The following is a 23,132-nucleotide window of genomic DNA, read 5'->3' as shown; positions in this document are numbered from 1 at the left end:
TCACACTCAATAAGACACCAGCAAGGCCGATCCGTCTTCACCGAATTGCGGCTCTATACCGAGGATGGGCGCGGCACGCCGGATGATGTTCCTGACCATCGGCGCAGCCGTGTAGGAGGCGATGGTCTGGCCCTTTTCGCCGTTGTGCGGCTCGTCGCAGAACGTCAGCACGACATATTGTGGATTATCGATCGGGAACGCTGCGATGAACGCGTTGAAATTCAGGTCATTCGCGTAGCGGCCGTTGACGACCTTGTCGGCCGTGCCTGTCTTGCCGCCGACGTTGAAGCCCGGTACGTCGGCGTTGCGCCCCGACCCTTTGAGGCCATTTAGCTTGAACAGGTAGCGGATTTCGTCGCTGGTGCTCTTCTTGACGACGACCTCGGCCGTCTCGTCCGCCTGCTCGCGGGTGCGCGGCAGGAAGGTCGGCTCGATGAGCTTGCCGCCATTGACGAGGGCAGCACCCGCAACAGCCGTCTGCAGCGGCGTCGTCGAGACGCCGTGGCCGAAGGAGATCGTGACCGAGTTGATCTTTTTCCAGACTTTCGGCTGGCTCGGCATCTTCACTTCCGGCAGTTCCGTCTGCATCTTGGTGAGCAAGCCGAAGCGCGTCAGATATTCCTTCTGCAGCTCTATGCCGACGATATCGATCATCTTCGCCGTGCCGATGTTCGACGAATACTCGAAGATTTCCGGCACCGTCAGCCAGCGGCGCTTGCCATGGAAGTCGTTGATCGTGAACCCGCCGATGCGGATCGGACGGCTCGCATCGAAGCTATCGTTGATGCTGACCTTGCCGCTGTCGAGCGCCATGGCCGTGCTGAAGGTCTTGAAGGTCGAGCCCATCTCGAACGTGCCGTTCGACATGCGGTTCAGCCAGCCTTCCTTGGCACCCTCTTGCGGATTGTTCGGGTCGAAGTCCGGCGCAGAGGCCATACCGAGCACTTCGCCGGTATGAATATTGAGGACAACCGCGCCCGCACCCTTGGCTTCGTAATTGGTGACCGCGTTTATCACGACATCGCGCACGATGTTCTGGACGCGCAGGTCGATCGAGAGCTTGACTGGCTCGAGCGGCTGGTCACTGGTCATGCCCACCGATGCCAGATCGGCAAGACCCTGGTCATCGATGTATTTCTCCATGCCGGCGACGCCGCGGTTGTCGATGTTGACGTAACCGAGAATATGCGAGGCCGTCGGACCACCCGGATAGAAGCGACGCTTCTCAGGGCGGAAGCCGATACCGGGAATGCCGAGCGCCAGAATCTGGCTCTGCTGCTTCGGGGTGAGTTGGCGGCGAAGCCACGCGAAATGCGAGCTCTTGACCGAGAGCTTCTTATAAGTGCCCTTCACGTCGAGATCGGGCAGGATGGTCGAAAGCTTCTCGATCGCCTCGTCTGCATCGACGATCTTGTTCGGTTCGGCGAAGAGAGAAACCGTGCGGATGTCGGTCGCCAGCACCTCGCCGTTGCGGTCGAGGATATCCGGCCGCGACGCCATCAGGCGGTCAGGCGGCAGGATGCTGGAAACGACTTCCGGATCCTTCATCGCATATTCGACGAGGCGCCCGCCGATGACGCCGTAAAGCGCGGTGAACCCGAGGATCAGCAGGCCGACGCGACTTTTGGCCTGACCGGCCTTCTTCTTGCGCGAACCCTCGAGCGGCAAGCTGCCCGACGGGCCACCGAAGCGGTTATAGACGCCGGAGGAAAAATGCGCCTGGCTTTTCAGGACCATGATGCGAGAGAGAAACGACATGGCTACTCCACCGATCCAGTTGACATCAGGTTTTCGTCTTGCGGCTCTTCGGCGCGCGCCTGCGGAACAGGCTTCGGCAGCGCCTTGGCAGCGAGGGCCGTACCCGTGCTTCCATCGGGCTTTTTGCTGTTCTTGGCTTCGGTGATTTCCGGAACCGGAACCTGCGACTTCAACATCGGCAGCTCGCGCACCTGTACGAGCGCGGTCGAGTCCGTCGGCTGCAGCTTGAGCTCATCATTATAGCTGTTCACCAAACGCTCCAGCCGGTTCGGCTGCGATTGCAGCGCCCAGTCGGCCTTGAGCAGATCGATGGTATCCTTTTCGAGCTTGATCTCGGCCTCGAGGCGATTGACCTCTTCGAGCTTCAGTTCCGCGCGGTGCTTGATCGTATAGGTCACGGTGGCCGCAGCCGTCATGATACCGATAAGGACGACGTCGAACGTTCTCAGCATATCAACCTCCAAGCTTTCCAAGGCTGGCAAGACTGGGCAATCCGAAGATCGCCATATCCGCAGCTTCGGCCGGCGCATTGGTGCGCATTCCGGCACGCAACTTGGCGGAACGCGCCCGCGGATTGGCCTCGGCTTCAGCCTGGCTTGCAGCAATCATGGATTTTCCAACCGGTTCGAAAGTCGCGGCACGCTCATGCGCGATCGGCAGATGGCGCGAGCCGGACGCCTTGCCCGCGCGGTCGGAGAAGAATTTCTTGACGATACGATCTTCCAGCGAATGGAACGTGACGACAACGAGACGGCCGCCCGGCTTCAAGACGCGCTCGGCAGCAAAGAGCGCCTGCCCGAGCTCGCCGAGCTCGTCATTGACGAAGATGCGAAGCGCCTGGAAAACGCGGGTCGCCGGATGAATCTTGTCCTTCATCTTGCGCGGCGTCACCACCTCGATGAGCCCGGCGAGATCGCGCGTCGTTTCGAACGGCTTTTCGGCCCGGCGCTTCTCGATCGCGTGCGCGATGCGTGGCGCCTGATCTTCTTCGCCGAGGAAATGGAAGATGCGGATGAGCTCGGCGACTTTTGCGCGATTGACAACATCGGCGGCAGAAACGCCGGAAGCCGACATGCGCATGTCGAGCGGGCCGCTCTTCTGGAAGGAGAAGCCGCGTTCGGCCTCGTCGATCTGCATCGAGGAAACGCCGATATCGAGCACGACGCCGTCGAGCCCGCCGGCAGGCGCATAGTCAGCCAGATTGGAGAACTGTGCATGGACGAGGCTGAGACGGCCGCCATGGGCAGCGACCATATCCTGGCCAGCCGCAATTGCCGTCGGGTCCCGGTCCAGCGCGATTACATCGGCGCCAGCATCAAGAATGGCCGACGTATAGCCGCCGGCACCAAAGGTCCCATCGAGAATGATTTTGCCGGGAGCTGGCTGAAGGGCCGAAAGCACCTCAGCAAGAAGAACCGGAATGTGGCGAACCGGTCCGCCACCGGCATCAGTTGAACCTCCGCCAGGATTCGCCGCCATTCCGTACCCTCGTTCTATCCGGAGCGCCTGCCCGCCAGCCTGCGCTCCCCTCGTGCCTGTATCTGGGCCGCCTGGAATGCCTGCGGCTGCCACAGCTGAAAATGATCCGCCCGACCGACGAAGGCCACCTCGTCCGAGATGCCGGTAAAGTCGCGGATGAAATCCGTGACCATCAACCGCCCCTCGGCGTCGAGCTTCATGAAGACCCCGCCCCCATGGATAAGGAGCGACATCTCGTTCGCATCCGACGAAAACGGATCCTCCGCAGCAATCTGCCGCTCGAACCTTTCGAGAAGGTCCGGGCCGCCGACGCTGATCGCCGGAAACACAAAGTCCTGGAAGCAATAAAGTTCCTGGACGTTGCGCTGCGCCAGAATGGAGCGAAAGGCCGCAGGCACGGAAACCCTGCCCTTGGAATCGATCCGGTTGGTCGCATTTGAAAGGAAGCGGCTCATGACACGAAACATCCGTTCCCGAAAGGGCCCGAACCGACATCTTACGCCCGGAACCCCCAAATTCAGGCACAGCTTCGCCAGCCGGATGAACAGGATTCCATCCGGCGCCTCCGAAGAGGAAGACGCCTTGTCTTTGCGATTGATGGGCGCTTGATCGCCCTCGTGCAGTGCAGTTATGGGATAGCATGGGACCGTATGGGCGTCAATGGGAAACGCCCGTCTCGCGATGAGCGCAGTATCGAAAATTTATAAGCTGTTAAGTTTAATAAAGGGTTAGGACCGGCTCGCCCGCCGTCCCAGAAAGCATCGATGAAAATAGAAAAACATGCGTGCCTTCGGGCGTCGCCATAAAAGAAAATCTTGAAGAATCAGGAGAATGAGTGCCTCCCGACCGGAGGCCCTTGCCACAGAAGTTAATCGCCAGTTGGCCTGTAAGCCGGGTTCTGTATGGCTCCGGCCGAAACCGGAACGTGGCAGCCATTCCTCTGGGACAGCGTTCGCACGCTGCCTCACGCAACCCACCCGGATGACTGACCCGGAAACCGGCCGGCGGGCTTTCGCCCGCCACGTCATCCCTATTCGGTCTTGCTCCCGGTGGGGTTTACCGTGCCGTCGCCGTTGCCGGAGACGCGGTGGGCTCTTACCCCACCCTTTCACCCTTACCTGCGCAAGCGCAGGCGGTTTGCTTTCTGTGGCACTTTCCCTGAGGTCGCCCTCGCCGGACGTTATCCGGCACCGTATTTCCGTGGAGCCCGGACTTTCCTCACCTTACCGCCTTTCGGCATTGGTAAAGCGCGGCTGCCCGGCCAACTGGCAGGGCTCAAATAACCGAGAGCGCCGCCGATTGCCACCAGAAATATGCGGATGTTACCGGAAAGCGGCTGTGAAATCCGTTGCGTAGCCCTGATCCGCGATTTTGCCCTCAAGCAGCAGTTCGGCTCCGAGACGGCCGATCTCGTCGGAACTTTTCGCCGAAGTGCCTGCGCAGCCGGTGAGAACCGCAAGCCGCGGAGACGAAGTATAGCCGATCATCGGATAACCGCCCTTGGTGTGCGAGACGGCGCAGGCCGCTGTCGAAACGGAAAGCGGCCTCAAATCCGGAACAATACGGCGGGCGACCGACATCAGATAATCACGCGCCGCCGGGCGCCCCTCGGTGCGGAACCAGGCGCGCAGTTCCGCCTCCGTCCCAAGTCGGTAGTCATCGGGATCGCCGCCGATCTTCAGATAGAATTTTCCATCGGGATAGCAGATCGGCGGCAGCAGATAGATGTCGATCCCGGGCGCATTGAGGATCAGCGACGGCATGGCGACGAAATCCGCTGCCTGCGCCTTGCTCACCTCGAACAGTGTAACCGTTCGCCCATGAACCGACATATCGACGGATTGTGGCAACAGATTCTCGCCAATGGAAAAACCGCCCGCCGCAAGCAGCACCTTTTTCGCCGTGTACGTCCTGCCCTCCGAAGTCTCGACAGCGACCACCCCGCCCTCGTCGCGGATCGCCGTGACATAGTCGCGAACGACTGTTGCACCCGCCATTTCCGCGATAATCGACTGCGCCTTTACGAGCTTGCGGGGGCTGATATGTCCGGCGCCCTTTACCTGGAATACGCCCTCGCAGCCGTCCGGCAGGGCAAAGAACGGAAACGTTGCCTTGAGGCCTGCCTCGTCGAGCACTTTCGTTTCGACACCAAGCGATGCAGCGGCTTTTGCCGTGTTGGCGATATAATCACTCTGCGCCGGCGCCACGAAGACGCAACCCGCTTCGGTGTAGAATTCGAGGCCGCTTTCCGCTTCGATCTCCGCGTATCGGGCGATCGAACGATTGGCCAGCAGCGCCCAGTCGCGATCAGGATCGACGGTTCGGGTGATGCGGCCCTCGTCGTAATGGCTGGCGAAAACGCCCTGATGCGCCTTGCGGTTTTCCGGTTCGTCGGGACCGATCACGGCCACGCCGCCCGTCTGTTTCGCCAGATGCTTCGCCGCCGCCGCGCCCATCATCCCGCGGCCGACGACGATATATTTGAAATCAGCCGCCATATCTCACCTCGCTTCGAGGTCCAGATAACATGGCGGCCGATGTGATTCATATTCTTAAATCGAGGTTTGCGCCGCGCTTGACATAAGGACCAGCACTTTGCCGCAATAGGCTTTCGAGACCGGGTTCATCTTCCGTGCGCCGTGGCCGGCGTTGTATTTGAGGATGGTGTTGCAGGTCTGTCCGCCGCCGAGATCGTGGGCTGCCGCCAGATATTTCATGCCGTATTTGATGTTCGTTTCCGGATCGAAGAGTCCCTTCTTCGTTCCCGAGTAACCCATCATGCGCGCGGTGGCCGGCTTGATCTGCATGAGGCCGATTTCGCCTGCGCTACCGCGTGCGTTCGGGTTGAAATTGCTCTCGACTCGGACGACAGCGTGGGCAAGCTCGACAGGCACATCGTATTGCTTGGCGTATTTGACAATCAAAACGGAATATTTGTTGGCTGTGAAATCCGGCATTGCATAACCGCTCTGGCGGTCGACGGTCTTGAAAATGACCGTTTGGGTTTTCTCTTTCCCATCTTTGTTTTTATTAGCTGCATCGCCAGCAAAAGCGCAGCCGTACCCTGCCAGCAGCAAGCTTGCGCATGCCGCTGCACCAATAATCATATGTCTCATGTAGTCTAGTTACTCCGACCCAAAGAATTACCGGACTGCGCGCCTCGCCGTCTTCCCGTTTCACGTGCCAAGGACTGGCAACGTTCCGCAGCAATTCTTATCGTTTCATTTTGACTCTCGCAGCTACACACAAAAACAGCCGCGAGCGCCGTTCAGCGAGCGGGGTTAGACCATCGCAATGAGGAGATAATAGGGAAATCATGTGGCAGTGCAGCATTCAAGGCTGTTTGCGCAAAACCGTTGCGTGAGTGTCACACAGGCGTCATGAATAGCGCGGCAGCGCCGAAAGCAGGCGGTGCAGCGTATCGATCGTCGAAAAGTCGGCGATGCCGTCGACGCGATCCTGGCGGAAATGGCGCTGGAAGGCCTCCACGTCACCCGCCGTCTTGTCGGAGAATTCACCTGTGATTTCCGTAGCATAGCCGTAAAGCGAGAGCATCGACTGCAGGGCCTCGACCGGTTGGCCGCAATCGCCCCGCTGGAAGAAGCGCCCGCCGGTGATCGGTGCCGGTTCGACCCAGTGTCCTACCCCTGCGTGATGCAGTTCCGCCCACGGAAATTTCTCGCCCGGATCGACCTTGCGAACGGGTGCAACGTCCGAGTGCGCAAGCACCCTTTCCGGTGCGATCGACCAACGTTCGCCGCAATCGCGACACAATTCGATCACCGCCGCAATCTGTTCTTTAGGGAAGTCCGGCAAACCGCCCGGATGCCCGGCATTGGCGATTTCGATGCCGATGGAACGGGAATTGATATCGCCCTCGTCGTGCCAGCTGCCCGTGCCGGCATGCCAAGCCCGCCGCGCCTCCGGCACGAGCTGAACGACATCGCCGTTCTCATGGATGAAATAGTGGCAGGAGACCTGGCTTTCCTCGCGACAGAGCCAGTCGAGCGCCCCTTCCGCCGTCGGCATGCCCGTATAATGAAGAACGATCATATCCGGCTTGCGCCCGCCCGCGCGTTCACCATGGTTCGGCGACGGCTGCACGGAAGCCTTGCTGTAGTCGGCCTCGAAAGAGGTCATGCGGCGCGGCGTTCCTTCTCGATCGTCGCATAGGCGTCATTGAGGGCAGCCATGCGCTCATTGGCGATCGCATGGAACTCCCTGGGGACGCCACGTGAAATCAGCCGGTCGGGATGGTTCTCGCTGACGAGGCCACGATAACGGCGGCGGATCGTCGGGAAATCGTCGGAAGGGGAAACGCCGAGGACCTTGTAAGGATCCCGGCCGATCGAGACATGGCGCGCCGCGATCTGCTCGAAACGTTCTTCACTCATCTCGAAGATCTGGCCGATATGATGAAGGAAATTCATCTCCTTCTCATGGACCGCCCCGTCCGCCTTGGCGATGTGGAAGAGGCCGTCGAGCACGTCTTCCAGCACCGCGCAATTGGAGGTGCAGCTGACGCAGAGAGACGAGAGCTTCGCGGCATAGGCCTCGTAACCCGCAACGTCCTGGCGCGCGAGATTGTAGAGGCGGGCAACATTCTTCGCTTGGTCCTGAGGAAAGAAGAAGATGTCGCGGAAAGCCTGGACTTCCTTCTCGCTGACGACGCCGTCAGCTTTCGCCATTTTTGCGGAAAGCGCGATGATGGCGACGGAGAATGCGACCTTACGACGGGTCTCGGGATCACCCTCGAAAACCGTGCGGATCGCCTCGACCATCGCCGAGAGCGCGTTGCCCGCAGCGTTGCCAACAGCATTCAGCAGTTTTTCCCAGAAGGACATCGAAGTTTCTCGCATCGCAATATGAAAATACGTTGATCAAATAATCATAGCCTTTGCAAGGCGGCGATTGGTCGTAGGATTGAAAACACTTTTCACAATTCGGTAATTGTCGAGCCTTTTATCAGCCGAGAGACAGCACTCGGAGGCGCACTTCCATACGCCTTTCGAACAGGCTGCCATTGCTTGCTCGAGATTTTCCACAGCGCGTCTCGGCGGGCAAATCGGGCTTGAAACGATTAGATGCGTTCTTCCGGCGCAACCGGCCATTTTTCGTAAATTCTTTACTTTACAGGCCTCTTTCCCTGCCGCATCCATGCGTTACGTTAGCTGCATGTTATCGCGCCTCGAAGCGCTCAAGGAGGGAAAATGGCCAAACAGAAAGTAGCAATGCTGACCGCCGGAGGCCTGGCCCCCTGTCTTTCCTCCGCCGTCGGCGGTTTGATCGAACGCTATAGCGACGTGGCGCCGGACGCCGAGCTCATTGCCTATAAATCCGGCTATCAGGGCGTGCTGCTTGGCGACAGCATCCAGTTCAGCAAGGAAATGCGCGAAAAGGCGCCGCTTCTCCACCGCTTCGGTGGCTCGCCGATCGGCAACAGCCGCGTCAAGCTTACCAATGCCGCCGATTGCGTCAAGCGCGGCCTGGTCAAGGAAGGCGAGAACCCGTTGCGCGTCGCAGCCGAACGCCTTGCCGATGACGGCATTACCATTCTCCACACCATCGGTGGCGACGACACCAACACGACTGCCGCCGATCTCGCTGCCTATCTCGCTGCCAACAATTACGACCTTACCGTCGTCGGCCTGCCGAAGACGGTCGACAACGACGTCGTGCCGATCCGCCAGTCTCTCGGCGCCTGGACGGCGGCCGAAGTCGGTGCGCATTTCTTCGACAATGTCAGCAACGAGCAGAGTGCGGCGCCGCGCACACTCGTCATCCACGAAGTCATGGGCCGTCATTGCGGCTGGCTGACGGCGGCGACCGCCCGGGCCTATCTCAGCCGCACGAAGAACTACGAATATGTCGACGGGATGATGATGAATGCGGGCATGAAGAGCATCGATGCCGTCTATCTGCCGGAAATGGCTTTTGATCTGCAGGCCGAAGCCGAGCGTCTCAAGGAGATCATGGACAAGACCGGCCACGCGACCGTCTTCGTCTCTGAAGGCGCCTGCCTCGATGCCATCGTCGCGGAGCGGGAAGCCGCCGGCGAGACTATCAAACGCGATGCCTTCGGTCATGTGAAGATCGACACGATCAACGTCGGCGGCTGGTTCCAGAAGCAGTTCGCCAATCTGCTCGATGCGGAGCGTTCGCTGGTTCAGAAGTCCGGCTATTTCGCCCGCTCCGCGCCTGCCAATGCCGACGACCTCCGCCTCATCCAGAGCATGGTCGACTTGGCCGTCGAAAGCGCGCTCAATAAGATCTCCGGCGTCACCGGCCACGACGAGGGACAGGACGGCAAATTGCGCACCATCGAGTTCCCCCGCATCAAGGGGGGCAAGGCCTTCGATCTCTCGACCAGATGGTTCGCCGAAGTGATGGATACGATCGGGCAAAAATACCAGGAAGCATGATTGACGCAGGGCTAATATGGTGTCTTTGCTTGTTTCCTAGGGATTAGGAGGAGATTCCATGTCGCTCGAAGCCTGGCTCGCTTTTGCCGCCGCATCCGCCATCATGCTTGCCATTCCGGGGCCGACGATTCTCCTCGTCGTCTCCTATGCGCTGGGACATGGGCGAAAGACGGCGCTAGCGACGGTGAGCGGCGTGGCGCTCGGCGATTTCACGGCGATGACGGCTTCCCTCTTCGGCTTGGGCGCGGTTCTGGCCGCATCGGCAATGCTCTTCACAGTATTGAAGTGGGTCGGCGGCGCCTATCTCATCTGGCTCGGCATCAAGCTCTGGCGCGCGCCCCTCATCACCGAGCCGGTTGCCGACAACGACAACCTGCCGGAAAAGAAGTCGCTGAAGATCTTCCTGCACGCCTATATCGTGACGGCGCTTAATCCGAAGAGCATCGTCTTCTTCGTCGCCTTCGTTCCGCAGTTCCTCAATCCCGCGAAGCCTTTTTTCGAGCAGATGGTCATCATGGAACTGACCTTCCTCGTCCTCGCGGCCATCAATGCGTCGAGCTACGCCCTTCTTGCAAATGCCGCGCGCGGACTCATCCGAAAGGCCAGCGTACAGCGCGCCGTCAACCGTACTGGTGGCACGTTGCTCATCGCTGCAGGTGCCGTGACGGCCGGTTATCGCCGTATCGCCGCTTGACGATTTTCGCCGGGTTGCCGCGCAACAGCGAATAGGTTAATGGCAAATCAGGGTTCAGGGTTTCAATAATTTTCTAAACGCTGCCAGGGCGGCGCCATCCACGAAAGTGACCGAATGGTAGCGAACGGATTTTCCGGCCTGAAACGCGGCCTTGTCGCGACGACAATGGTCTGCGCTATCGCCGGATGCTCGACCGTCGAGTACACCTCACAGGCGGAATTGACCGCAGTACAAACCGTCGTTCCAACGCCGAAACCGGGCGAAAATGCCATGATGGCTGCCGTTCCGGCCGCCGAAGGCGCCGGCCAGTCCGAAACCGCATTCGCAGCTTCTAATCCGCAAGCAACGCCCGCTCTTACCGCCGCCGCAACGGCAATGCCAGCGACGGCAACGTCCGCCGATCTTGCCATGCAGCAGGCAATGGCCGCCGGCGCAACGCAGATCCCGCTGACGCCTGAAATGACAGCGATCCAGTCGGTCGTGCCGACCCCGCGTCCGGCAACTCCGGCATCGCCATCGACACAGCTTGCCTTCGCAGCGACGACCCCGCAAAGCGGCGCCCTGGCCGCTATCGCTTCCGTCGGTGCCACGCAGCGTTCGATGTCGGATTTCACCTTCGACGAATCCGGACCGATGGACCCGCCGGCTGCACCGCCAATGTTCAGCGATAGCGACGTCGACACCGCTCCGACCGCGGAAAAGAGCTTCATCAGCAAGCTAATCAGCAAATATTCGAAACTCTACGAAGTTCCCGAAACGCTGATCCACCGCGTCGTGCGCAGAGAAAGCCGTTACAATTCGAAGGCTTACAACAAGCGCGGCTATTTCGGACTGATGCAGATCAAGTACAACACGGCCAAATCAATGGGCTATGACGGCGCGCCCGCCGGCCTTCTCGACGCCGAGACCAACATCAAATATGCCGCGAAATATCTGCGCGGCGCCTGGCTTGTTTCCGACAACAAGGAAGAAGATGCCGTGAAGCTCTATGCGCGCGGCTATTACTACGACGCCAAGCGCAAGGGCATGGCCGATATCGCCCACGGCAATTACTGAGTCTCAATTGGCGGACAGCGCGGCCAGCAGCTCCTTCAGCACCACTTGCGGCTTGTAGCCGAGGCGGCCGGGCGTCAAGCCCATGCGGACGAAGACCAGATCGGCGGACGGCACGATCGCCATGCTTTGCCCGTCGTGCCCTTCCAGCCAGAACGTATCTTCCGGCAGCCCCGATTCGGCGCTCGTATCTCCGCCGGGCGCTGCGAGCCATGCCTGGCCTTGCGTATATTTGCCGCCCGACGATTGCGTTGGCGTGCGCATCGCCCTGACAAATCCGTCCGGCAACAGCCGCTCGCCGTTCCAGACCCCATCCTGGAGCAGGAGCTGTCCAAAACGCGCCCAGTCGCGTGCCGTCGCGTAGAGGTAGGAACTCCCCACAAAGGTTCCACGGGCATCGGCCTCCAGCACGGCGCTCGACATGCCGAGCGGCCTGAAAAGCGCGTCCCCCGGATAGGCGAAGGCCTTTTTTTGGTCGCCCACCCGGTCCATCCAGATTCGCGATAATAGGACCGCCGTGCCGCTCGAATAACGGAAACGTTCGCCGGGATTCGCCTCGAACGGCGCGTTGGCGGGCAGCGCAACCATATCGGGATCGAGATAGAGCATGCGCGTCACATCCGCGACATCGCCGTAATTCTCGTTGAAAGCGAGGCCGCTTTCCATGCCCAGTAGATCGCGGAGTTTGATCCGAGACCGCTCGTCATCCTTCCACTGCGGCAAGAGGCTGGCCGTGTCGAAATCGACCTTCCCGTCGAGCACGGCACGCCCGACAAGCGCAGCATTGACCGTCTTGGTCATCGACCAGCCGAGCAGCGGCGTCTTGGCATCGAACCCTTCCCCGTAGCGCTCCGCGACGATCCGGCCGTCGTGGACGACGACCATCGCCCGCATTTGCGGACCGGCCAGCACATCATCTGCCAGCAGCGATGCAAGCTCTCCATCGTTGGCGGCGGTGACACTTTCGCCGTCCGGCCATAGTTCCGCTTTTTCCTGAACAGACGGCAGCGGATCGGAAGGTGCGGCATTGGCGGCTGCCTCGAAATCGCCATCCGGCACGCTCGTGCACCCAAATGCCCCGCGATAGAGCGCATATCCTGGTGCGAAGAGCCCCAGGATGCGTGCCGTCACATGCCCTCGTTCCCGGTCAACCGAAACGCGCACCAACCGCAACAGCGGATTTCCCGGCGCCTGCACATCGTTATGGAGCACCGCCTGCGGATCGCGCCCTGCCAGAAAGACGTTCGAGCAGACCATCTTCGCCGCATATCCGTCGCCCACGCGCAACAGTTGCGGCGGACTGACGGAAAGCCAGGCCCCGCCTCCGATGACGATGACGGCGGAAGCCGCGGCAAGTGCCTTCAGGATACGCAGAACAGATCGCATGTCATTCCCTCCACGAACGGAGAGAAGCAGGAAATCTCTTCACAAAAAAGAGCACAATGACGCGAGTGCCGTTTCGTCTCGGGCAATTCCTGTGGACAGCGATACCCACAGTCTGCGTCATCAAACTGTAGCAGGGACGCGCTACACGCCCTGAACGCTAAAAGGGTGACAGACTCATATGACGGAATTTGCACCGGATACCGGCTTCCGCAAGAACCGGAAACTCAAGGACGCTCTTCTCCGCCACAAGGCATTTTCCAAGGACGGGTTTTCGGAACGGCTTTTCGGCCTGCTCTTTTCCGGCCTTGTCTATCCGCAGATTTGGGAAGACCCGGATCTCGACATGCAGGCGATGGAACTGCAGCCGCATCACCGCATCGTCACGATCGGATCTGGTGGCTGCAACATGCTCGCCTACCTCTCCAAGGCGCCAGCCTCCATCGACGTGGTCGATCTCAACCCCCATCATATCGCGCTGAACCGCCTGAAGCTTGCCGCCTTCAAGCATCTTCCCCGCCACACCGACCTCGTTCGCTTCCTCGCCATGCCCAACGAGCGCTCGAACAGCCAGGCCTTCGACCACTTCCTGTCGCCCAAGCTCGATGAAGCATCCCGCACCTATTGGAACGGCCGCAAGTTCGGCCGCCGCCGCGTCACCGTCTTCGACCGCAATATCTATGAGACCGGCCTGCTTGGCCGCTTTATCGGCGCGGCCCATCTGCTCGCTCGCCTGCACGGCGTCGATCTCAAGCAGATGACGAAGACCCGCTCGATCCGCGAGCAGCGCCAGTTCTTCGAGGAGCAGGTTGCGCCACTCTTCGAAAAGCCGGTGGTGCGCTGGATTACCGGGCGCAAGAGCTCGCTCTTCGGTCTCGGCATTCCGCCGCAGCAATATGACGAGCTTGCCAGCCTGGCCGCCGATCAGTCGATCGCACCGGTGCTGAAACATCGCCTCGAAAAGCTCGCCTGCCATTTTCCGATGCGCGAAAACTATTTCGCCTGGCAAGCCTTCGCCCGCCGCTACGCCTCGGATGACGAAGGCCCGCTGCCGACCTATCTGAAGCCGGAGCACTACGAGGTGATCCGCGCCAATGTCGATCGTGTCAACGTCCATCACGCAAGCTTCACCGAGCTTCTCGCCAAGGAACCGGCCGCCTCCCGCGACCGCTATATTCTGCTCGACGCGCAGGACTGGATGACCGATCAACAGCTGAGCGATCTCTGGGCGGAAATTACCCGCACCGCCCGCCCCGGCGCCCGCGTCATCTTCCGCACGGCGGCCGAAAAGAGCGTCATCGAGGGCCGTCTTTCACCTGCGGTCCGCAATCAGTGGGAATACTCCGAAGACAAGTCCCGTGATATGACTGCGCTCGACCGTTCGGCCATCTATGGCGGCTTCCACATCTACGGGAAGAAGGCGTGACCGAAATCCGCACCGTCGTGGACGAGAAAGCCGAAAAGCATGCCGATCTCATGGACGGCATGTACCGCTACCAGCGACACATCTACGATCTGACGCGCAAGTACTACCTGCTCGGCCGCGACCGCACGATCCGCAATCTGGACGTACCGCAAGGCGGCACGCTGCTCGAAGTCGGCTGCGGGACGGGCCGAAATCTGGCGCTCGCGCATCGGCTGTTTCCCGGCGCCAAACTCTATGGCCTCGACATTTCGCAGGAAATGCTGATTTCGGCGCGCAAGACATTCGCGACAAAGGCCGCTGTTGCCGATTTTCGCGTTGCCGACGCGACCGCCTTCACGCCACGGGAGTTCGGCGTCGGCGGCTTCGACCGCATCCTCATCTCCTATGCGCTCTCGATGATTCCCGATTGGGAACGCGCCGTCGATGCGGCGATCGCCGCATTGAACCCCGGTGGGCAGCTGCACATTGTCGATTTCGGCCAGCAGGAGGGGTTGCCGGCCTGGTTCAGGGCGATGCTGAAGTCATGGCTTGCAAAATTTCACGTCACTCCGCGCGCCGATCTGCGCGATGTTCTGGAAGCGCAAGTCCATGAAAACAACGCAAGATTGTCGTTCGAGACGATCGGCGGCGGCTATGCCTGGCGGGCGGCAATCATCGCGCGGCCTTCATAATTTACTTGAAACTAACCGATTTTTTACGTTGATATGTTGAAAGAGGGGGATTCCTCTACTGAAACTCGTCTTTCGAAGGTCAAGCTGTGGGGCAAGTCGATCATTCGGTCCACGACGGGACATTTATGCGCCGGATTTTGTTTTGTGTATTGCCGTTGGCCATCATGCTGGCCGGCTGTACCTCGTCCGGATATGATTATCTCGAGACTGCATCCGTAAAGCCGAAGACCCGCTTCAAGGATACCGACCCGCAGGATTTCGGGGCGAAGCATCCGCATCGGAGCGAGGTTCACGGCATCGACATCTCCAAATGGCAGGGCGATATCGACTGGCAGGCGGTGAAGACTTCCGGCGTTGCCTTTGCCTTCATCAAGGCGACCGAGGGGAAGGACAGGTTCGACCAGCGCTTCAATGAATATTGGCAGCGCGCCCGCGCCGTTGGCATCGCCCATGCGCCCTATCATTTCTATTATTTCTGCTCGTCCGCTGACGAGCAGGCCGACTGGTTCATCCGCAACGTCCCGCGGGAATCGGTGCGCCTGCCGCCGGTTCTGGACGTCGAGTGGAACGGCGCATCTCCGACCTGCCGTCACCGGCCCGATCCCGCCACGGTACGGGCCCAGATGCAGCGCTTCATGGATCGCCTCGAATCCTATTACGGTAAGCGCCCGATCATCTATACGTCGGTCGACTTCCATCGCGAAAACCTGCAGGGCTATTTCCAGGACTACCACTTCTGGGTACGCTCGGTCGCCAAGCACCCCGAGGTCACCTATGCTGACAGGCGCTGGGCCTTCTGGCAGTACACGTCGACCGGCGTGATCCCGGGCATCAAAGGCCCAACCGACATCAACGCCTTCGCGGGATCCTCAAAGAACTGGGCCAACTGGGTGGCTTCCGTTTCCAAGGACAGAAATTCTTAGTAACGTCCGTCGATCTTTCTTGCTTCCGTCACATTCATCTGTGAAAGCAGCGGACATATTTCGGATATAAGGACGATCTCATGCACCGCTCGCTCGCAAGCCGCTCTGCACTTGCTCTTTTGTTTGCAGTCACCGCGGCAACCACGGCATTGGCTCAGCAGCAGGCAATGGCTCCGACGGCCTCCCCTCCACCCGCCGCAACGCCTCAGGCTGCTCCCGCGGCCTGCGGCGGCGATCTTGCCGAATTCCTGGCCGGCGTGAAGGCCGATGCGATTGCTGCAGGCGCTTCGGCCGAAGCCGCCGACAAGGCGCTCGCCGGCGCGCAGATCGATCCGAAGGTTCTCAGCCGCGACCGTGCGCAGGGCGTCTTCAAGCAAACCTTCCTCGAATTCTCACAGCGTACCGTCAGCCAGGGCCGCCTGGATATCGGCCGCCAGAAGCTGAAGCAGTTTTCCGACGTCTTCGCCAGGGCCGAGCGAGACTATGGTGTCGCACCGGGCGTCATTACCGCCTTCTGGGCGATGGAGACGGACTTCGGCGCCGTACAGGGCGACTTCAACACGCGCAATGCGCTTGTCACGCTGGCGCATGATTGCCGCCGTCCCGAACTCTTCCGCCCGCAGTTGATCGCGCTCATCGAAATGGTCCAGCACGGCGACCTCGACCCGGCGGCCAACACCGGCGCATGGGCAGGCGAAATCGGTCAGGTGCAGATGCTGCCGCGCGATATCGTCGCCTACGGCATGGATGGCGACGGTGACGGCCATGTACGGCTGAAGGAGAGCGGCGCTGACGCCATCCTCACGGCTGCGAAGTTCATCCAGCATCTCGGCTTCGAACGCGGTCAGCCCTGGCTGCAGGAGGTCACCCTGCCCGACAACCTTCCCTGGGAAAAATCGGGGCTCGGCGGCACCATGACGGCGGGCGAATGGTTCGCGCTCGGTGTCCAGCCGCGCGACGGCAACACCAGCTTCGGCAATCTGGAGGGCGACCTCGTTCTCCCGCAGGGCCGCCATGGGCCGGCCTTCATCGCCTACCCGAACTTCAAGATCTATCTCGAGTGGAACAAGTCGTTCATCTACACGACCTCGGCCGCCTATTTCGCCACCCGCTTTACCGGCGCCCAGCCCTACCTCAAGGGGACGCCGGAACAGGGCCTCGTGAACGACCAGATGAAGCAGTTGCAGACCAAGCTGCAGTCCAAGGGCCACGATGTCGGCAAGATCGACGGTATCCTGGGCTCCGGCACCCGCGTTGCGATCCAGAAGGAACAGCAGCGCCTCGGAATGCCGGCCGACGGCTGGGCGACGCCCGGCCTCTTGAGCGCGCTCTGATCTGCTATTTCGCGAAGACTGTCAATTTCGATCGCGCCCTGGAAATTGCCGGAGCGCGTTTTCGTTTTCCCGCATCATATCAGCAGCTTCCGGCCATGCCTTGATGCAGCCGTCAACGTTAACGGGCCAATCGCCCAGTTTAACGTGCCGTTAAAATGTGTGAATAAAATTTCGTTGTGATTTAGCGCTTAATTCCAATTGGTTAGGCGACAGGACCCCGACTCATCCACAGCCCGCCGCTGCGCTGCAGCATAGAATCCGCTTTTCACGCGACACAATTCAGACATATTATGTGCTGGTTAACGCGAGGAGGCAGACATGGGTATCACACGATCCTTGAATGTCCTGTTGGTCAGTGCAGCGTTCGCGTTCGTCTTGTCCATGCTCTTCATTTGAGCGCTCGACGAGCCCTATGACTGGAATACCTAGCTCCTGAAAAGCTAACAGTTCAGCCAATTAAAAAGCGCATGTCACCGCCAGACATGCGCTTTTTTATTCGACGCCGATTGGCAGGTTTCAGGCGGCGGCGCCCGCTACCCTCTTCGCGCCTTCACGGCGGAGACCGAGATTGGTGAGCACTGCCGAAACCAGCGGCGAACGATTCATCGTATAGAGATGGAACTCGTCCAGGCCGCGGCGAACGAGATCCTCGATTTGCTCGACGGCGACATCCGCGGCAACCTTTGCCCGTTCGTCCACCTTGTCGTCGAGACCGGCAAAGCGTTCGTCGAGAAACGCCGGGATCACCGTGCCGCACGCACTGGCAAAGCGCTTCAGCTGCGTCAGGTTCTGGATCGGCATGATGCCGGGCACGATTGGGATTTTGACGCCTGCGGCCCGCACCTTCTCCAGGTATCGCTCGAAATTGTCGTTGTCGAAGAAGAACTGCGTCAGCGCGCGGTCCGCGCCGTTGTCGGCCTTGCGCTTCAGCATGTCGATATCGGACGCCACGTCCCGGCTCTCTGGATGCTTTTCCGGATAGGCGGACACCGAAATCTCGAAGTCGCCGATGCCGCGGAGGCCGGCCACGAGTTCAGCCGCATTGGCATAGCCGCCCGGATGCGGCTGGTAGGGAACCCCTGCCCCGCCGGGCGCATCGCCGCGCAATGCGACGAAATGCTTGACGCCCACATTGCGGAAATGGTCGATCACCTGATGCGTCTCTTCCTTGGTGGCGCCCACGCAGGTGAGATGCGACGCGGTCGAAAGCGGCGTCTCGTTGAGGAACCGCGTGACGGCCGTCAGGGTCGGCGCCTTCGTGGTGCCACCCGCGCCATAGGTCACCGAAACGAAATCCGGACTCCAGTCCTGCAACTCTGCCACAGCCTTCCAGAGCTGACCTTCCATCTCCTCCGACTTCGGCGGGAAGAATTCGAAGGAAATGCCGATATTGCGGCGGTCTCCGGTGTTCAAAGCCATATCATACCTCCCCGGCCAATACTGTTTCGGCGCCTTCGGATGCAACGAGGCGCCTCGGATCGCGCGCAAGCCAGATGGTGACCGTAAGCCCCTTCTCGCCCTGCTGACCCGGATGAAGATCGACGGTCTGCTCCACATCGAGCCCCGTCTTGCGCAGCCAGTCCGTCACCGACTGATGCGAGAAACCGAGGCGGACATGTGCATGCTCGTCGCGAAGATATTCGAGCGCGTGCGGCGCAAGGTCTATGACCATAAGACGTCCGCCCGGGGCCAGCATCCGCGCCGCCTCGGCGATCGCGATTTCCGGCTGATCGAAGAAATGCAGGACCTGATGAATGGTGACGAGATCGAAGTCCTGCCCCTCGAACGGCAGGTTCAAAATATCGGCATGCCGTACCGAAGCCTTGGTGATGCCCGCCCTGTCGAGATTGGCGCGGGCAACGCTCAGCATGTCACGGCTGGCATCGACCCCGATCGCCCGTCGATAAAGCCCGGAAAGCAGCTCCAGCATGCGCCCGGTCCCCGTGCCGAGATCGAGCAGCGAGTAGACCGGCTGAGTGCCGAGCAGCTTGATGACAGCGGCATCCACCTCCTCGTCGGCGGCGTGCAGACGCCGAAGCTCATCCCATTCGGCGGCGTTGCGGCTGAAATAGGCTTGTGCCCGCTCCGCACGCTGGCGCTTCACAGCCGAAAGACGCTCACCGTCGCGCAGGATCACAGGGTCGTTCGCGGAGGCATGTGCCAGCAGCACGCGCACCAGCGCTGCCGCCTTGCCGTCCTGCCTCAGCCGGAAATAAGCCCAGGCACCCTCTTGATAGCGATCGATGAGGTCGGCCTCGCCGAGGAGCTTCAGATGTCGCGAAATACGGGGCTGCGATTGGCCGAGAATTTCCGTAAGATCGGTCACAGTCAGGTCACTGGCGGCAAGCAGCGCGAGAAGCCGCAGACGCGTCGGCTCACCGGCCGCCTTCAAGACGTCCACCAGCGCATCCAGTCCAAGCCTCACAGCTTCAGCCATATTCGACCCAATCAACATATAAAGATATCTTTATGTGATTTGAACGCGAGTGGCAAGCATGAATCCGCTCCATTCACGAAATTCGCCGCTCTGAAAGCGACGGCACACAATGCAAAAAGCCCCGGCGTTTGCCGAGGCTCTTGATCTGAGAGGCCGTGAGAAGATCAGCGCGTCAGGCGCTTGTAGGTCACCCGCCTTGGATTGACAGAATCCACGCCAAGACGCCGCATCTTGTCCTGCTCGTAATCTTCGAAGTTCCCCTCGAACCATTCCACATGGCTGTCGCCTTCGAAAGCGAGGATGTGCGTTGCCAGGCGGTCGAGGAACATGCGGTCGTGGCTGATGATAACGGCGCAGCCGGCGAAGTTTTCGAGTGCGTCCTCAAGAGCTCCCAGCGTTTCCGTATCGAGGTCGTTGGTCGGTTCGTCGAGCAGGATGACGTTGCCGCCGGCCTTCAGCATCTTGGCGAGGTGGACGCGGTTGCGCTGGCCGCCCGAAAGCGTGCCGACCTTCTGCTGCTGGTCGCCGCCCTTGAAGTTGAAGGCGCCGCAATAGGCGCGCGAATTCACTTCGTGCTTGCCAAGCTTGATGATGTCGTTGCCGCCGGAAATTTCCTCCCAGACGGTCTTGCTGCCGTTGAGGGCATCGCGGCTCTGGTCGACATAGCCGAGATCGACGGTATCGCCGATTCGGATTTCGCCGCTGTCCGGCTTTTCCTGGCCTGTGATCATGCGAAACAGCGTCGTCTTGCCGGCACCGTTCGGGCCGATGACACCGACGATGCCGCCCGGCGGCAGCTTGAAGGTGAGATTCTCGATCAGAACCGTATCGCCATATCCCTTGGTAAGGTTCTCGGCCTCGATCACGACCTGGCCGAGACGCTCGCCGACCGGGATGACGATCTGGGCGTCGCCGGGACGGCGGTCGGCGGCTGCCGCAACCAGATCGTCATAGGCGCGGATACGCGCCTTCGACTTTGCTTGACGCGCCTTCGGGCTGGACGCAATCCATTCCTGCTCGCGGGAAAGCGCCTTCTGGCGGGAGGCTTCTTCGCGGCCTTCCTGCTGCATGCGCTTCGCCTTCGCCTGCAGATAAGCCGAGTAGTTGCCCTCGTAGGGAATGCCGCGGCCGCGGTCGAGCTCGAGGATCCAGCCGGTGACGTGGTCGAGGAAGTAGCGGTCGTGGGTGATCATCAGCACGGCGCCCGGATATTCGCGCAGGTGCTTTTCGAGCCAGGCGATTGTCTCGGCATCGAGGTGGTTGGTCGGCTCGTCGAGCAGCAACACGTCCGGCTGCGACAGCAGCAGCTTGCACAGTGCAACGCGGCGGCGCTCACCGCCGGACAGCGTCGTGACGTCCGCATCGGCCGGCGGGCAGCGCAACGCGTCCATCGCCATCTCGACCTGACTTTCCAAGTCCCAGAGGTTCTGGCTGTCGATAATGTCCTGGAGCTTGGCGCCCTCCTCCGCCGTCTCGTCGGAGTAGTTCATCATCAGTTCGTTGTAGCGGTCGAGGATCGCCGTCTTCGAAGCGACTCCTTCCATGACGTTTTCGAGCGCCGTCTTCGAAGCATCGAGCTGCGGCTCCTGGGCCAGATAGCCGAGTGTCGCACCGTCGGCGAGCCAGGCCTCGCCCGTATACTCCTTGTCGAGGCCGGCCATGATGCGCAGGACCGTCGACTTACCGGCGCCGTTCGGGCCGAGGATGCCGATCTTGGCATCGGGATAAAAGGAAAGGTGGATGTTCTCCAATACCTTCTTGTTGCCATAGGCCTTGCTGAGGCCGGCCATGTGATAGATGAACTGACGTGCCATTATATGCTGCTCCGGGCGGAAACTTAAAAACCGTGGCCGCTATGTAGGCGAAAGCCGGCGCCCGGGCAACGCCGAAACCGGCTTTCTATACGGCAAATCGATTTTGGTTCCGTTCGAAAAGCAACGGAACGGAGGGATTCTCCGGCTCTCGTCAGGCCTTCCGCCCAGTCGCGTGAAATAGCCGCGCGATCGCTCGATATGGGTCACGCAACGAAGCAGCGCGCTCAAGCGCGATGAGCTTGCCAGCGAGCGCCTCGTCAAAGCCGGGTTCGTCAAGATGATCGGAAAACATGCGGACTCCCCGCCATTGGCATTCCGCAAAGCCACAGGCCTCCATCTGCTGAACAACCGCCGAAGGATCATCGCCGCGCGTCTTGATTCCAAGGTTGCCCATGCTGGCCGCCGCGCCGGTTTCGATCAATTCCCTCGCCGTCGCGTAGTCTCCAAGCAGCGCTTCCCGAAAACCGCTGGAGAGTGCGTTTTTCGTCAGGATGCTAAGCAGCCCGCCGCGGGTTACATGACTTGCCAGGTTTCGGATGGCAGCGGCGCTGTCGTCCAAATACATCAGCACCCCGTGGCAGCAAACGGCATCGAACAGATGCTCCGATGCGAAATCGGTGATGTCGCCCGGCGCAAACTCAAGGCGGCCGCGGACTTGCTCCGGCAGTTCTGCCTTGCGCAAATTCGCCCGGCGTAGCATTTCCGGCGAAGCGTCAATGCCGAGAACTCTAAAGCCTGCTTCGGATAGGCGCGCGGATATCTCGCCATCGCCACACCCCATATCCAGAATTGTTCCGCCGGCAGGCGCAAGGCTGGCCACGACTTCGAACACCAGCTCGTGACGTATTCTGCCGCGTATCCCATCCGAGTATCTTTGGTAGGCGTCCCCGACGCTTCCGAAGTCGTCCAGCCGCATTGTTCTCCCTCCCTGCGCGGAAAGTATGCCGGTTCTCCAGTTTCCCGGCCGTGCCGACAATCCTTCAGAAGCCCGCAGCGTCGACAACGCCTTCATCGCAGCCGAAGGAGGTGCGACCGGCGCTTTGCATGAGTTTCGCAAGCCCCGCACCGGCACCGGCGGCCGAGCCCGCATCCTCCGACAGGCCGATCGTCAGCTCACTGATCACACGGATGCCGCCTGCACGGCGGCAGCTCATCTTCACGCGCTCGCCGGCCCCCACCCCGAAGCTCGTGTCGAAAGCCGCCTTGATCTGATCGGCCTTGACAGTCTTACCGAGATTCGCCGCAAAGAGGTCGCGCACCGCCGAACCGTTCAGGTCACTCATCAGGCGGATCGCTGCGCCGAAATAATCGTCGGCGCTCATCTTCGTGCAGGTGCCGTGCTTCGTCCATTCGTGACGTTCGAGACCCGATTGCGTTCCGGGCATGGCTTTTGCAAGGGCTGACGCGTTCTCGGCCGTCAGCTTGACCTCCGGCAGCTTCTGCCAATCGCCGTCCTTGTCGGCTGCCTGCAAGTCCTTCGGCACACCGCAGTAGTTCTGGCGCAGCGGCCAGAGGCCGTGCAGCGAGAAATTCGTCGCGTCGAAACGCTCCCTCGTCTGGCTGCTGCATTCCGGCCTTTTCTGGTTTGTCTGGCAGAATGCCGGCTGCCAGCTTGCAGCAAGGATGAAGTGAGTCCGCCCTTCCCGTTCCTGCGCAACCGCAAAGCCAGCCAGAATCATCGACAGAACAAACGCCATCAAGGGCAGAAACAACCTGCTCATCGCCACTCCCCGCAGAC

Annotated in this window: 21 protein-coding genes and 1 other RNA gene; 7 read left to right on the top strand and 15 right to left on the bottom strand. The window is 60.5% G+C overall.

The window, feature by feature from the left end; translation table 11 throughout:
- Nucleotides 1-6 precede the first annotated feature (6 nt).
- The 9 genes from N2599_RS05300 to N2599_RS05260 form a co-directional block, all read right to left on the bottom strand.
- A complete protein-coding gene (locus N2599_RS05300) occupies nucleotides 7-1,758 on the bottom strand; it encodes a peptidoglycan D,D-transpeptidase FtsI family protein (RefSeq protein ID WP_027508728.1) in 1,752 nt (583 codons plus the stop codon).
- A 2-nt stretch (nucleotides 1,759-1,760) separates the two neighbouring features.
- Nucleotides 1,761-2,210 (bottom strand): cell division protein FtsL, encoded by a 450-nt coding sequence (gene ftsL / locus N2599_RS05295; RefSeq protein ID WP_027508727.1) that lies wholly within the window; start codon nucleotides 2,208-2,210, stop codon nucleotides 1,761-1,763.
- Nucleotide 2,211: 1 nt separating this feature from the next.
- Nucleotides 2,212-3,237, bottom strand: coding sequence for a 16S rRNA (cytosine(1402)-N(4))-methyltransferase RsmH (gene rsmH / locus N2599_RS05290; protein WP_027508726.1), 1,026 nt, complete (start codon nucleotides 3,235-3,237; stop codon nucleotides 2,212-2,214).
- 14 nt (nucleotides 3,238-3,251) lie between these two features.
- Nucleotides 3,252-3,692 (bottom strand): division/cell wall cluster transcriptional repressor MraZ, encoded by a 441-nt coding sequence (mraZ, locus tag N2599_RS05285; protein WP_027508725.1) that lies wholly within the window; start codon nucleotides 3,690-3,692, stop codon nucleotides 3,252-3,254.
- Between the two features lie 416 nt (nucleotides 3,693-4,108).
- Nucleotides 4,109-4,506, bottom strand: an RNA gene (rnpB, locus tag N2599_RS05280) — RNase P RNA component class A.
- A 53-nt stretch (nucleotides 4,507-4,559) separates the two neighbouring features.
- Nucleotides 4,560-5,735 carry an NAD(P)/FAD-dependent oxidoreductase gene (locus tag N2599_RS05275; RefSeq protein WP_027508724.1) on the bottom strand — a complete coding sequence of 392 codons (1,176 nt, stop codon included), beginning with the start codon at nucleotides 5,733-5,735 and terminating at the stop codon, nucleotides 4,560-4,562.
- Between the two features lie 54 nt (nucleotides 5,736-5,789).
- Nucleotides 5,790-6,353, bottom strand: a complete 564-nt coding sequence (locus N2599_RS05270; protein ID WP_027508723.1) for a lytic transglycosylase domain-containing protein — start codon at nucleotides 6,351-6,353, stop codon at nucleotides 5,790-5,792.
- A 262-nt stretch (nucleotides 6,354-6,615) separates the two neighbouring features.
- Nucleotides 6,616-7,377, bottom strand: a complete 762-nt coding sequence (locus N2599_RS05265) for an N-acetylmuramoyl-L-alanine amidase (RefSeq protein ID WP_027508722.1) — start codon at nucleotides 7,375-7,377, stop codon at nucleotides 6,616-6,618.
- On the bottom strand, nucleotides 7,374-8,081 hold the full coding sequence (locus N2599_RS05260) for a J domain-containing protein (protein ID WP_027508721.1): 708 nt from the start codon (nucleotides 8,079-8,081) through the stop codon (nucleotides 7,374-7,376). The genes N2599_RS05265 and N2599_RS05260 overlap by 4 nt, the downstream gene beginning before the upstream one ends.
- 366 nt (nucleotides 8,082-8,447) lie before the next feature.
- Here N2599_RS05260 and N2599_RS05255 point away from each other — a divergent pair, with 366 nt between their 5' ends.
- The 3 genes from N2599_RS05255 to N2599_RS05245 all read left to right on the top strand — a co-directional run bounded on the left by N2599_RS05255 (nucleotide 8,448) and on the right by N2599_RS05245 (nucleotide 11,409).
- Nucleotides 8,448-9,659: a pyrophosphate--fructose-6-phosphate 1-phosphotransferase gene (locus tag N2599_RS05255; protein ID WP_027508720.1), complete on the top strand. Its 1,212-nt coding sequence runs from the start codon at nucleotides 8,448-8,450 to the stop codon at nucleotides 9,657-9,659.
- A gap of 58 nt (nucleotides 9,660-9,717) precedes the next feature.
- A complete protein-coding gene (locus N2599_RS05250) occupies nucleotides 9,718-10,353 on the top strand; it encodes a LysE family translocator (protein ID WP_027508719.1) in 636 nt (211 codons plus the stop codon).
- Nucleotides 10,354-10,467: 114 nt separating this feature from the next.
- Nucleotides 10,468-11,409, top strand: a complete 942-nt coding sequence (locus tag N2599_RS05245) for a lytic transglycosylase domain-containing protein (RefSeq protein ID WP_027508718.1) — start codon at nucleotides 10,468-10,470, stop codon at nucleotides 11,407-11,409.
- A gap of 3 nt (nucleotides 11,410-11,412) precedes the next feature.
- Here the strand turns inward: N2599_RS05245 and N2599_RS05240 are convergent, their stop codons facing one another.
- Nucleotides 11,413-12,792 (bottom strand): serine hydrolase domain-containing protein, encoded by a 1,380-nt coding sequence (locus N2599_RS05240; RefSeq protein ID WP_027508717.1) that lies wholly within the window; start codon nucleotides 12,790-12,792, stop codon nucleotides 11,413-11,415.
- Nucleotides 12,793-12,970: 178 nt separating this feature from the next.
- Between N2599_RS05240 and N2599_RS05235 the strand changes: the two genes are divergently transcribed.
- From N2599_RS05235 to N2599_RS05220, 4 genes are all read left to right on the top strand, one after another.
- The gene (locus tag N2599_RS05235; RefSeq protein WP_027508716.1) at nucleotides 12,971-14,215 is read left to right on the top strand and encodes a BtaA family protein; all 1,245 of its coding nucleotides are present in this window, start codon (nucleotides 12,971-12,973) and stop codon (nucleotides 14,213-14,215) included.
- Nucleotides 14,216-14,265: 50 nt separating this feature from the next.
- Nucleotides 14,266-14,886 (top strand): class I SAM-dependent methyltransferase, encoded by a 621-nt coding sequence (locus N2599_RS05230; protein WP_375714135.1) that lies wholly within the window; start codon nucleotides 14,266-14,268, stop codon nucleotides 14,884-14,886.
- Nucleotides 14,887-15,011: 125 nt separating this feature from the next.
- Nucleotides 15,012-15,809, top strand: coding sequence for a glycoside hydrolase family 25 protein (locus tag N2599_RS05225; RefSeq protein WP_027508714.1), 798 nt, complete (start codon nucleotides 15,012-15,014; stop codon nucleotides 15,807-15,809).
- Nucleotides 15,810-15,889: 80 nt separating this feature from the next.
- Nucleotides 15,890-17,143: a lytic murein transglycosylase gene (locus N2599_RS05220; RefSeq protein WP_027508713.1), complete on the top strand. Its 1,254-nt coding sequence runs from the start codon at nucleotides 15,890-15,892 to the stop codon at nucleotides 17,141-17,143.
- A gap of 516 nt (nucleotides 17,144-17,659) precedes the next feature.
- Here the strand turns inward: N2599_RS05220 and metF are convergent.
- The 5 genes from metF to N2599_RS05195 all read right to left on the bottom strand — a co-directional run bounded on the left by metF (nucleotide 17,660) and on the right by N2599_RS05195 (nucleotide 23,115).
- Nucleotides 17,660-18,562 carry a methylenetetrahydrofolate reductase [NAD(P)H] gene (gene metF / locus N2599_RS05215; RefSeq protein ID WP_027508712.1) on the bottom strand — a complete coding sequence of 301 codons (903 nt, stop codon included), beginning with the start codon at nucleotides 18,560-18,562 and terminating at the stop codon, nucleotides 17,660-17,662.
- A 1-nt stretch (nucleotide 18,563) separates the two neighbouring features.
- The gene (locus N2599_RS05210; protein ID WP_027508711.1) at nucleotides 18,564-19,580 is read right to left on the bottom strand and encodes an ArsR/SmtB family transcription factor; all 1,017 of its coding nucleotides are present in this window, start codon (nucleotides 19,578-19,580) and stop codon (nucleotides 18,564-18,566) included.
- A gap of 164 nt (nucleotides 19,581-19,744) precedes the next feature.
- Nucleotides 19,745-21,394, bottom strand: a complete 1,650-nt coding sequence (gene ettA, locus N2599_RS05205; RefSeq protein WP_027508710.1) for an energy-dependent translational throttle protein EttA — start codon at nucleotides 21,392-21,394, stop codon at nucleotides 19,745-19,747.
- Between the two features lie 151 nt (nucleotides 21,395-21,545).
- Nucleotides 21,546-22,310, bottom strand: coding sequence for a methyltransferase (locus N2599_RS05200; protein WP_027508709.1), 765 nt, complete (start codon nucleotides 22,308-22,310; stop codon nucleotides 21,546-21,548).
- Between the two features lie 64 nt (nucleotides 22,311-22,374).
- Nucleotides 22,375-23,115: a ribonuclease T2 family protein gene (locus N2599_RS05195; protein WP_027508708.1), complete on the bottom strand. Its 741-nt coding sequence runs from the start codon at nucleotides 23,113-23,115 to the stop codon at nucleotides 22,375-22,377.
- Nucleotides 23,116-23,132: the final 17 nt, after the last annotated feature.

Source organism: Rhizobium sullae, assembly GCF_025200715.1.
In the GTDB taxonomy this organism is placed as follows: domain Bacteria; phylum Pseudomonadota; class Alphaproteobacteria; order Rhizobiales; family Rhizobiaceae; genus Rhizobium; species Rhizobium sullae.
Note: the sequence above shows the minus strand (reverse complement) of the source record. Positions and strands in the feature narration are given on the sequence as shown.

Bases quoted from the DNA above. Each gene is read 5' to 3' on its own strand.
- N2599_RS05260 (WP_027508721.1), bottom strand. From the start codon at position 8,081: ATGTCCTTCTGGGAAAAACTGCTGAATGCTGTTGGCAACGCTGCGGGC.
- N2599_RS05265 (WP_027508722.1), bottom strand. From the start codon at position 7,377: ATGACCTCTTTCGAGGCCGACTACAGCAAGGCTTCCGTGCAGCCGTCG.
- rsmH (WP_027508726.1), bottom strand. From the start codon at position 3,237: ATGGCGGCGAATCCTGGCGGAGGTTCAACTGATGCCGGTGGCGGACCG.
- N2599_RS05235 (WP_027508716.1), top strand. From the start codon at position 12,971: ATGACGGAATTTGCACCGGATACCGGCTTCCGCAAGAACCGGAAACTC.
- N2599_RS05220 (WP_027508713.1), top strand. From the start codon at position 15,890: ATGCACCGCTCGCTCGCAAGCCGCTCTGCACTTGCTCTTTTGTTTGCA.
- N2599_RS05195 (WP_027508708.1), bottom strand. From the start codon at position 23,115: ATGAGCAGGTTGTTTCTGCCCTTGATGGCGTTTGTTCTGTCGATGATT.
- N2599_RS05245 (WP_027508718.1), top strand. From the start codon at position 10,468: ATGGTAGCGAACGGATTTTCCGGCCTGAAACGCGGCCTTGTCGCGACG.
- N2599_RS05240 (WP_027508717.1), bottom strand. From the start codon at position 12,792: ATGCGATCTGTTCTGCGTATCCTGAAGGCACTTGCCGCGGCTTCCGCC.
- N2599_RS05250 (WP_027508719.1), top strand. From the start codon at position 9,718: ATGTCGCTCGAAGCCTGGCTCGCTTTTGCCGCCGCATCCGCCATCATG.
- ftsL (WP_027508727.1), bottom strand. From the start codon at position 2,210: ATGCTGAGAACGTTCGACGTCGTCCTTATCGGTATCATGACGGCTGCG.
- N2599_RS05255 (WP_027508720.1), top strand. From the start codon at position 8,448: ATGGCCAAACAGAAAGTAGCAATGCTGACCGCCGGAGGCCTGGCCCCC.
- N2599_RS05270 (WP_027508723.1), bottom strand. From the start codon at position 6,353: ATGAGACATATGATTATTGGTGCAGCGGCATGCGCAAGCTTGCTGCTG.
- metF (WP_027508712.1), bottom strand. From the start codon at position 18,562: ATGGCTTTGAACACCGGAGACCGCCGCAATATCGGCATTTCCTTCGAA.
- ettA (WP_027508710.1), bottom strand. From the start codon at position 21,394: ATGGCACGTCAGTTCATCTATCACATGGCCGGCCTCAGCAAGGCCTAT.
- N2599_RS05210 (WP_027508711.1), bottom strand. From the start codon at position 19,580: ATGGCTGAAGCTGTGAGGCTTGGACTGGATGCGCTGGTGGACGTCTTG.
- N2599_RS05300 (WP_027508728.1), bottom strand. From the start codon at position 1,758: ATGTCGTTTCTCTCTCGCATCATGGTCCTGAAAAGCCAGGCGCATTTT.
- N2599_RS05275 (WP_027508724.1), bottom strand. From the start codon at position 5,735: ATGGCGGCTGATTTCAAATATATCGTCGTCGGCCGCGGGATGATGGGC.
- N2599_RS05200 (WP_027508709.1), bottom strand. From the start codon at position 22,310: ATGCGGCTGGACGACTTCGGAAGCGTCGGGGACGCCTACCAAAGATAC.
- N2599_RS05225 (WP_027508714.1), top strand. From the start codon at position 15,012: ATGCGCCGGATTTTGTTTTGTGTATTGCCGTTGGCCATCATGCTGGCC.
- mraZ (WP_027508725.1), bottom strand. From the start codon at position 3,692: ATGAGCCGCTTCCTTTCAAATGCGACCAACCGGATCGATTCCAAGGGC.
- N2599_RS05230 (WP_375714135.1), top strand. From the start codon at position 14,266: ATGGACGGCATGTACCGCTACCAGCGACACATCTACGATCTGACGCGC.